8 protein-coding genes are annotated in these 10074 nt (G+C 68.3%); all 8 read right to left on the reverse strand.

The annotated features are described in order from the left end of the window. Positions 1-2 precede the first annotated feature (2 nt). The gene (locus HTY53_RS14685; protein WP_438820963.1) at positions 3-2096 is read right to left on the reverse strand and encodes a D-(-)-3-hydroxybutyrate oligomer hydrolase; all 2094 of its coding nucleotides are present in this window, start codon (positions 2094-2096) and stop codon (positions 3-5) included. 155 nt (positions 2097-2251) lie between these two features. Then, positions 2252-3799 carry an acyl-CoA synthetase gene (locus tag HTY53_RS14690; protein WP_174107338.1) on the reverse strand — a complete coding sequence of 516 codons (1548 nt, stop codon included), beginning with the start codon at positions 3797-3799 and terminating at the stop codon, positions 2252-2254. 49 nt (positions 3800-3848) lie between these two features. Beyond that, positions 3849-4919: a branched-chain amino acid ABC transporter permease gene (locus tag HTY53_RS14695; RefSeq protein ID WP_174107339.1), complete on the reverse strand. Its 1071-nt coding sequence runs from the start codon at positions 4917-4919 to the stop codon at positions 3849-3851. 46 nt (positions 4920-4965) lie between these two features. Beyond that, positions 4966-5973: a branched-chain amino acid ABC transporter permease gene (locus HTY53_RS14700; RefSeq protein WP_174107354.1), complete on the reverse strand. Its 1008-nt coding sequence runs from the start codon at positions 5971-5973 to the stop codon at positions 4966-4968. Between the two features lie 145 nt (positions 5974-6118). Then, positions 6119-6880, reverse strand: a complete 762-nt coding sequence (locus tag HTY53_RS14705) for an ABC transporter ATP-binding protein (RefSeq protein ID WP_174107340.1) — start codon at positions 6878-6880, stop codon at positions 6119-6121. Between the two features lie 4 nt (positions 6881-6884). Beyond that, a complete protein-coding gene (locus tag HTY53_RS14710) occupies positions 6885-7646 on the reverse strand; it encodes an ABC transporter ATP-binding protein (protein ID WP_238511857.1) in 762 nt (253 codons plus the stop codon). 189 nt (positions 7647-7835) lie between these two features. Further along, entirely contained in the window at positions 7836-9062 is a 1227-nt protein-coding gene (locus tag HTY53_RS14715; protein ID WP_254599961.1) for a substrate-binding domain-containing protein, read from the reverse strand. 91 nt (positions 9063-9153) lie between these two features. Next, positions 9154-9756, reverse strand: a complete 603-nt coding sequence (locus HTY53_RS14720) for a TetR/AcrR family transcriptional regulator (protein ID WP_174107341.1) — start codon at positions 9754-9756, stop codon at positions 9154-9156. Positions 9757-10074 lie beyond the last annotated feature (318 nt).

Consider the following 10074-nt stretch of genomic DNA (forward strand, 5'->3'; position numbering starts at 1 on the left):
CGTCACTGCGGTACCTCGACGATGCCGCCCGTGACCTCGATGCGGTCGCCGGCGGCAGGGTTGGCGGCAAAGCCCGGCACATTGGAAGGCTGAATCGCCGGCGCCGGCGTATTCGGCGCGCCGCCGCGCGGCACCGTGCGCACCACCTGCGACGGCGGCAGCGGCGTGCCGCTGCGCAGATGGTCATACATCGCGTCGAGCGCGCGGTTCAGGTACAGGTGCAGCGGCACATAGCGATTGCCATAGCCCGGCACCAGCGCATTGAAGGCGTCGAAGTGCTGGGCGTTGGTCACCTCGATGTACGACAGCCGGCTGGCCGCGCCCTCGCGCTGACGGTTCAGGCCCAGGTACGGGCGCGAGGTATGGTTGACCGGCAGCAGCGCGTCGTCGCGGCCATGCACGATCAGCGCGGGCTTGCCGCGCAGATTGCCGTTGCGCAAGGTCAGGCGCTCGCCCACCTGCAGCGCAAGGGCCTGCGGCGAGTTGCCGGTCACCAGGTCGCGCAGGCAGCGGGCGCCCGACGTGTTCGCGTCGTCGACCGGCGAGCCGGGCGAGCGCGACAGCAGATCGCGGCGCGGACCGCGCGGGTCCAGGTCGTTGATCAGCTGCACGCCGGACGAAGGCGGCACGCCGTTGCCGGTGGCGAACATGTTGGCCATCTGCGCCTGGGTCACCGGCGCGGGCTCGAATGCGGCGTTGATGCCGCTGAAGCTGTAGCCGCACAGCCGGTCGGTCACGCTGGCGCGCGACAGCGCATTGGCATAGGTCACCGACACCGCGCTGGCCACCTCGAAGAAGCCCAGCGAGGCGTGCAGCACCGCCGACTCCGGCTCCCAGCCGTAGTCGCGCAGCGTCTGCTGGGCGCTGGCCGCCTGCTCGGCGAGCGTGGCGCCCCGGATGATGCCGGCGCTGGCCAGCGCGGCGCAACGGTTGGCGGGGATGCTGCCCAGCGTCGCGTAGAAGCCGACCGCCGGCGCCTGCGCGTTGGCCGGGTCCTGCGCCGCGCACAGCTGCAGCAGGTTGGCCATCGTCGTGTAGTCGTACAGCGTGCGGCCGTTGACGGCCACCGGCGCGCCGCCGCGCCGCACCGCGATGCCGGCATCGCGCGGCATGTTCAGGTTCGGCTCGCTGACCGCGACGCCGTCGATCAGCCCCTGCAGGTCGGCCTCGGCCGCGGCCACCGCCGCACCGCCGCCATTGGACAGGCTGGAGGCAATCACCAGCAGCTTGTCCTTGTCGATGGTTCGGCGGCGCTGGCCGTCGCGCATCTCGCCGTGGCGATCGTTGATGGCCCAGATGCCGAATTCGATTGCCTGCAGCGTGAACAGACCCCAGTCCTTCTCGGGATTGCGCTGCGAGTGCGCATGCTTGAAGGCCAGCCGATGCGGCGCCGCGGCGTTGAAGGCGGCGCGCGCGTTGTCGTCGATCGGCGCGGCGAAATGCGCGTCGCGGCCGGCCGCTGTGCGGCTGGTGCGGGTGCCGTCGATCAGGGGGACCGTGTCGTTGCCCAGATCGTGCGGCGCGGCGCCGGTGCCCTTGTCGGTATAGGCGACCGCGCAACCGCGCTTCAGGCCCCATTCGCCGGTCGAGATGCCGCCATAGACGCCGCGCGAACCCGACGAGGTGGCCGTGATCAGGCACGGCTTGGCCGGATCGAAGCTGGCCGGGATCTGCACCATCATCGTGACGTTCTGCCGGCCGCTGCCGTCGTCGGCATAGGCCAGATACTCGACGCCGGGGATCTTGCCCTGCCCGCCGGTGACGTTGCCCTGCGCATCGACGTTGGGCCCGTACAGCGTGCCGTAGCCGCCGGCCGCGCTGACATCGACCAGCGCCTGGTAGTTGCTCCAGATCGCATAGCGGCGCAGTTCGGTGCGGGTCGGCGCATTGGGATCGGCCGGCAGCGGCGGCGTGGCGGCGGCCAGCCCGTCCTTGCCCAGGCCGGCGGTCAGCAGATCGTCGGCGCTGCCGTCGTAGTCGTGCACCGTCAGCGCGCCGATATAGGCCGGCCGCTGGTTGACTGGCGCGCGATGGTCGTCGTCATCATCCGAGCCGCAGGCAACCAGCGCCATGCAGGCCAGCGGGATCAGCAACATCCGCCTTCCCGACCCTCCCGATCCTCCCCATCCTCCCGCTCCGGCCGTTGCCCGGCCCTTGCCGACGTCGCCGCGCCGTTGCCCCGCCACCTCGCTTCCGTCTCTGTGCTGCATCGTGGTCTCCTTGCATGGCAACGCCGCATGCGAGCGCCGCATCATTGCTGCCCGTATTGCATGCGCAGCTTGTGTTTTTCGATCTTGCCCGACGGCGTGCGCGGCAACGCATCGACCACGCGCACATGGCGCGGCACCTTGTAGCCCGCCAGCCGTTGCCGGCAGTGCGCGATCGCGTCGTCCGCGGTCAGCTGCGCGCCGGGCTTGAGCACCAGCAGCGCCATGCCGACCTCGCCCCAGCGCGCGTCGGCCACGCCGATCACCGCGGCCTCGGCGACCTCCGGCAACGCGAACAGCGCCTGCTCGACCTCGGCCGGATAGACGTTCTCGCCGCCGGAAATGAACATGTCCTTGGCCCGATCGACGATGTAGTAGTCGCCGTCGGCGTCGACATAGGCGATATCTCCCGAATGCAGCCAGCCGTCGCGCAGCGCGGCCGCGGTCGCCTCGGGCAGGTTCCAGTAGCCCGGTGTCACGCCCGGCCCCTTGATCAGCAGCTCGCCGCGCTCACCCGGGGGAACGTCGTTGCCGAGCGGATCGACCACGCGCGTCAGCATCGAGCCCACCGGCTTGCCGATCGTGCCCGGCTTGCGTCGCGCGGTGTCCTCGTCGGCGACGAACACGGTCGGGCCAGTCTCGGTCATGCCGAAGCCGAAGCAGATCGTCACGCCCTTGGCCTGCCAGGCCTGCAGCAGCGGCAGCGGCACCGGCGAGCCGCCGGCCGCGCAGCTGCGCAGCCGCGACAGGTCGGTGCGTTCGAACTCCGGATGCTGGCTCATGAACTGGTAGATCGACGGCACCGCAAAAAACATCGTGATGCCCGCGCCCGAGCGTGCATCGAGCCGCGCCAGCGTGGCACCAGCATCGAACTGGCGCGCGATATGCACGGTGCCGCCGGCATGCAGCACCGGATTGGCGTACAGATTGAGGCCGCCGGTATGGAAGAACGGCAGCACCGCGAGCATCACGTCGTCGCGCGTGATGCGGTTCGCGATGGTTGCGTTCACGGCGTTGAAGAACACCATGCCGTAGGTCTGGATCACGCCCTTCGGGCGCCCGGTGGTGCCGGAGGTGTAAAGCAGATGCCAGACCTCGTGCTCGTCGCGGCAAGGCATCTCGATCAGGCTCCCCGACGCCGCGGCCAGCACCGCCTCGTATTCGGTCCAGCCGGCCGGTACGTCGGCGGCTTCGTCATCGGCCAGATGCAGCACCGCACGCAGCGCGCGTCCGCGTGCCAGTTCGGCGACGATGTGAAGAAAGCCGTCGCCGGCGACCAGCACCTCGGGCGTGCAATCGTCGAGTATCGGCTTCAACTCGGCCGGCGCCAGCCGCCAGTTCAGGCAGACCATCACCATGCCGGCCTTGGCGCAGCCGTACAGCATTTCGAGATAGTCGGAACTGTTGTGCGCGAGCACGGCGACGCGGCTGCCCGGGGCGAGCGTCAGCGTGTTGGTCAGGTATTCGGCGAAGCGGCTGGCGCGTTCGTCGAACTGCCGATAGCTGATCTGCCGGCCGCTGTCGACGTCGACCAGTGCGATCTTGTCGGGGCGATGCTGTGCGTGCTTGTGCAGCCAGTCGACTACGTACATGAGCGTCCCGCCTTGCAGTGAACCGCGATGATCAGTCCGGCCATCGTCGTCATCGCGCGGCGCGCAGACGTCCCACGATGCCCTGCGGGAAATAATAGACGCTGAGCACGAACAGCAAACCCAGCCACAACAGCCAGCGGTCCGGATGCAGCAGCGACGACAGCAGCGGCAGCGCCGCGGTGGCCTCGCTGGCCAGCTTCATCACGTCCTGCAGGTAGGTCTGGGCCAGCAGGAACAGCACGGTGCCGATCACCGCGCCATACATCGTGCCCATGCCGCCAATTACCACGATCAGCAGGATGTCGACCATGATCTCGAACGACAGCGAGGTATCCGGGCCGTTGTAGCGCAGCCAGATCGCCATCAGCACGCCGGCCAGCGTCGCGAACGCCGCCGACAGCACGGTCGACACGGTCCGATAGACCACAGTGCGATAGCCGATCGCCTCGGCACGGAAGTCGTTTTCGCGGATGGCCTGCAGCACGCGGCCGAACGGCGAGTTGACCACGCGCAGCAGCAACAGGAACAGCACTGCCGCGCCGGCCAGCACCAGGTAGTACGAAACCAGCTTGCCGTTGAGCGCCACGCCGAGCCATTCGAGCGCCTCGCCGTCGGCGTCCTCCAGCGCGAAGCCCGGCGTCAGCAGCGCCGGCACCTTGAACGACAGGCCGTCCTCGCCGCCGGTCCAGGCCGACAGTTGCGACACCAGCGTGGCGAACGCGGTAGCCACCGCCAGCGTGATCATCGCGAAGAAGATCGCGCGCACGCGCAGCGAGAACAGGCCGATCACCAGCGCCAGCAGCATCGACACGATCAGCGCGCCGGCGACGCCGGCCAGCAGCGCGCCCCAGCCCGGCTCGAAGCGCGTCATCGCGATCGCCACGCCATAGCCGCCGATGCCGAAGAACATCGTATGCGCGAACGACACGATGCCGGTGTAGCCGAGCAGCAGGTCGTAGCTCGCCACCAGCACCACGAAGATGCAGATCTTGGCGGCCATGTTGAGCGCCCGCGCGCCGGGGATCAGGAACGGCGTGGCGACCAGCGCCAGCAGCAGAAGCACCAGCAGCGCCGTCAGCACGCGGCTGCGCGGGGTATCGCCGGAGAGCAGTCGGATCATGATGCGGTCGGTTCCTTTGTCATGCGATATGACGCGTCGACAAGCCTCAGCGCCGCGCCACCGGATACAGCCCTTGCGGGCGCCACAGCAGGATCAGCACCATCAGCAGGATGTTGGAGAACAGCGCGACCTTGGGGAACAGGAAGCCGGTGTAGTTGGCCATCAGCCCGACCAGCAGCGCGCCGACGAAGCAGCCGGCGGTAGAACCGAGTCCGCCGATGATGATCACGATGAAGATCAGCACATTGACCTGCGCGCCGATCGCCGCGGTGATGTTCTGCTGATAGAGGCCCCACAGCACCCCGCCCATGCCGGCCAGCCCCGCGCCGACCGCGAACACGCCGACGAACAGCCGGCGCACGCGGTAGCCGAGCGCCTCGACCATCTCGCGGTTCTCGACGCCGGCGCGGATCAGCAGGCCGATGCGGGTGCGGTTCAGCACCAGCAGCATCGCGATGAAGACCGCCAACCCGAGCACCACCGCGATCAGCCGGTATTTCTCGATCGCGGCATCGCCGAGCAGCACCGCCCCGCGAAAACTCGCCGGCAGCGTCAGCGCGATGGTCTCGGGGCCCCAGATCGCCTTGATCAACTGTTCGGCGACGATCATGCCGCCCATCGTGATCAGGATCTGCTTCAGATGCTGGCCATAGACCGGACGTACCACCACGCGCTCGAAGGCCAGGCCCAAGGCGCCGGCCACGACCATCGCGGCAATGATTGCCAGCGCGAACACCGCGAGGTTCAGCGCCAGGCTGTCGGCCTCGACCCAGGGTGCCAGCGGCAGCAGTACCGAGGCCGCGATATAGGCGCCCAGCGCGATAAAGGCGCCATGGCCGAAATTGAGCACGTCCATCAGGCCGAACACCAGCGTCAGGCCCGACGACACCACGAAGACGATCATGCCCATCGCCAGGCCGGCGATCGTCAGCGTCAGCCAGGTCGAACCGCTGCCGATCAGCGGGTATGCCAGCAGCATCAGCAGCGGCGCGAGCGCCAGCGGCAGCCAGTCGAGCCGTGCGGCCGGCAGATGCGCGGCATTCGCCGGCGGCATGGCATCGGGCGTGACCGGCGTGACGGGGGTCACGGGAGTGGCGGGGTCGGACGCGGTGCTGCCAGCGGTCATGGTTCGGTTTCCTCGCACAGGGCCGACATCATCAGGCCCGATATCTTCAGGTCCGACATCATCCGGGCCGACGTCATTGATGCGCGGCCAGCGACAGCCCCAGCAGGCGCTGCTGCAGCGCCTCGTCGGCCGCGAGCTGGGCCATCGTGCCCGCGTGCACGACGCGGCCGTCGTCCATCACGGCCACCGTGTCGCCCACCGCGCGCGCCATCTGGAAGTTCTGCTCGACCAGCAGCATCGATACGTCGGTCTGCTTCAGCTCGCGAAATACCGCGATCATGTTCTGGATGATGGCCGGGGCCAGCCCCTTGGTCGGTTCGTCGACGATCAGCAGCCGGCGCGGCTCGACGATCGCGCGTGCCACCGACAGCATCTGCTTCTGGCCGCCGGACAGCACACCGGCGCGCTGATGCCAGAACACCTTCAGCGCCGGAAACATGCGCAGCACCCAGTCGAGCCGCTGCGGATCGGCCGGGCCCTGGCGCGCGGCGAGCCGCAGGTTCTCGGCCACGGTCAGGTCGGAGAACACGCCCATGTTCTCCGGCACGTAGCCGATGCCGGCCTGCGCGATCGCGGGCGTATCGCGCGCGGCGATGTCCTTGCCGTCGAATTCGATGCGCCCTGCACTGGCGCGCCACAGGCCCATCACGGTGCGCAGCGTGGTGGTCTTGCCCGCGCCGTTGCGTCCGAGCAGCATCGTGACGCCGCCGCGCGGCACGTCGAGCGTGACGCCGTGCAGGATGTGATACGGGCCGATATGGGTCTGCACGTCGCGCAGGCGCAGGATCGGCGGCTCGGCGTTTTCGCTCGATGTTTCGCTGGATGGCTGGCTCATGGTTTCACGCATTCGCGCCCTCCCCGTCGGCCGGCAGCCCCAGATAGGCCTGCTGCACGATCGGCGACGCGATCACCTCGGCCGGATCGCCATCGGCCATCAGGCTGCCGTTATGCAGCACGACGATGCGGTCGGCCAGCGAGCGCACCACGTCCATCTTGTGTTCGACCAGCAGCACGGTATGCGAGCGGTCCTGCTTGATCTCGCGGATCAGGTCGAGGATCACCGGCACCTCGTCGACGCTCATGCCGGCGGTCGGCTCGTCGAACATGAACACGCGCGGGCGCAGCGCCAGCAGGATCGCGACCTCGAGCTTGCGCTGGTCGCCATGCGGCAGCGCGGCCACGGTCAGATCGCGCTTGGCCGCCAGCGCCACGCGTTCCAGGCAGCGCTCGGCCTCGGCATTGACGCCGCGATGGCTGCTCCAGACGGTCAGCAGATCGAGCCCGATGCGGGCCCGGGCCTGCACCGCCAGCCGCACGTTCTCCAGCACCGACAGATTGGGAAACAGGCTGGTCAGCTGGAAGGCCCGGCCGATGCCGCGGCGCGCCTTGCCCGACGCGCTCAGGCCGGTGATATCGCGGCCGTACAGCGCGATGCGGCCGCCGGTCGGCGCGAGTTGCCCGGAGATCAGGTTGAAGTACGTCGTCTTGCCCGCGCCGTTCGGGCCGACGATGCAGGTCAGCTCGCCGGCGCGAAACGCGCACGACACCGCGTTGACGGCCACGTGGCCGCCGAAGCGGATCGTCAGGTCGCGGGTCTCCAGCGCCGGCTGTCCGGCCGACGCCGCCGCGTCGGCGGGTCCGCGCCGCGCATCGCCGCCTGGCAACGGCGCCGCGCCATCGGCGGCCGTGGCCCGCGCGGCGGCGTGCCTGGCGGCGTGCTCGGCGGCGTGCTTGGCGGTGTGATCGGCGCCGAAGGTCGCAGGGCTGGCTTGCACCGGTCGCTCCCCGGCTTATTGCCGCTTGTTGCGGATCGGCACCTGCATCTCCTCGGGCCTGATCTCGCGGACCAGCTCGGGGACGCCCCAGGCGAACGCCGGGTCGACCTTGATCTTGAAGTGGTACATCGACTGCATCGCCTGATGGTCCTCCTTGCGGAAGGTCATCCGGCCCTTGGGCGTGTCGAACGACATGCCTTCCATTGCCGCGATCAGCTTCTCGGTGCCGGTGGCGCCGCCGGTCTTCTTCAGCGCCTCGACCAGCGCGATGCCCGAAGCCATGCCGCCGGCAGTGAAGAAGTCGGGCGGGGTCTTGTACTTGTTGTAGTGGTTCGCGACCAGCCACTGGTTGGCGGGATTCTTCGGGATGCCGAAGTAGTAGTAGGTCGCGCCTTCCATGCCGGGGAAGTTCTTGTAGCTCGCCATCGCCGGCAGGATGTTGCCGCCGGTGGCGATCTCGATGCCGTAGCGCTTCGGATCGAGGTCGGCAATCTTGAACGGATTGCCGGCGCCCGCCCAGATGATGAAGATCACCTTGCGGCCGGTCTTGTCCTTCAGCGCATCGAACAGCCGCTGCGCGCCCGCCGTGAAATCGGTGGTGTTGGTCGGCAGGTATTCCTCGTGCACGACCCTGGCCTGCTTCAGCGCGTCCTTGAACGCCTTGACGCCGTCGCGGCCGAACGCGTAGTCCTGCGCCAGCGTGGCGATCTGCACGCCGGGCTTGTCGAGCGCGACCGCATTGGCGATCGCGTCCTGCGAGGAATTGCGGCCGGTGCGGAAGATGTAGCGGTTCCACTTGTCGCCGGTGATCGAATCGGCCACCGCGGGCTCGACCAGCAGCACCTTGCGATATTCCTCGGCGACAGGCAGCATCGCCAGCGCGGTGCCCGACGAGGTCGGCCCCACCGCGATATCGGCGCCATCGTCGCTGTAGGCGGCGGCCAGCTGCGCCTTGGCGACATCGGGCTTGCCCTGCGTGTCCTTCTCGATCACCACCAGCTTGCGGCCATTGACCGTCATGGTGCCGCCGGTCGCGTATTCGAGCCCCATCATCAGCCCGATCTGGGTCTGCTTGGCATAGGCCTCGAGCGCGCCGGTCTTGTCGTAGACGTGGGCGATGCGGATGTCCTTGGCGGCGGCGGTGCCGGTGGTCAGCAGCGCGGTGGCCAGCGCGGTAACCAGCGTAGTGGCGAGCGCGGCGGCACGCGCCGCGGTGCGGCGGGCGATGCGGTGGGGTCCCATTGTTTGTCTCCTCGGTCCTTTTTGTTTTGTCCTGGCCTGGCTGGTACCGCTTAGGGTTTTCTCGTCGGGGTCTTTCTCGTCGGCGTCTTTCTCATCGGGGCGCCAGGCCGTGCGTGATCAGGTCGAACGCGGTGTCGACCACCTTCTCCATCGAGGCCGGCCGCTTCCAGCGCGCATAGCGCATGCCGAGGAAATTGCTGATGCCGATCAGGCACCAGGCGCGCACCTCGGCGTCGCCGGGGACGATCTCGCCCAGCTCCTGCGCGCGCGTCAGCCGACGGCTGTACAGCTCGGCGAAGACCTGGAAGTACTGGCTGTAGATCGTCTCGTCCACCGAATAGGAGTCGAGCACGATGCGGTACAGGTTCTTGTGGCGCGAGACGAAGGACAGGAACGCCTTCAGGCCCAGGCGTTCGGCCTCGATCTGCGTGGTGGCCGGCGCGACATGCTTGCGCAGATGCGCGCGCACCAGTTCCAGCATGTGCTGGACCAGCGCGCGAAACACGTCTTCCTTGTCCTTGAAGTACAGGTAGAAGGTGCCCATCGCCACCTGCGCCTCCTGCGTGATCTCGGAGATCGACGCGGCGTAGTACCCCTTCTCGCCGAACACCTTCTCGGCGGCCCGCAGCAGCGCGTCGCGGGTCTTCTGGCCGCGCGCGGTTTTCGGGATCACACAGGCTTCGGTCGGTGGCATCGGCGCCTTGGCTCAAGCGGAAATACGGTTTGGGAAGCGGTTGGAAAGCAGCCGGGCGGCAACGGAAGCGTGGCGCCGGGCGGCATTGGCAGGCCATGTTCCGGGATCGCCGATCAGGCCGTTCAACCTGATAAGTGATTCATGTTTCATGGTATAAAGCAGCGAATCGGAATGTCAATAGATGGCTGTCCCAAGGGACCGCAACAGGCACGGCGGCTGCAGCCGGCTTCGCCGCTCCCCGAGGATGCGCCATGCCGCCACGGAGACACCGTTTGGACGCCGCCGATCCCGCCACCCCGCCAGGCCCCGCCACGCTGC

This window comes from Cupriavidus gilardii (genome assembly GCF_013314895.1).
GTDB lineage: Bacteria > Pseudomonadota > Gammaproteobacteria > Burkholderiales > Burkholderiaceae > Cupriavidus > Cupriavidus gilardii_C.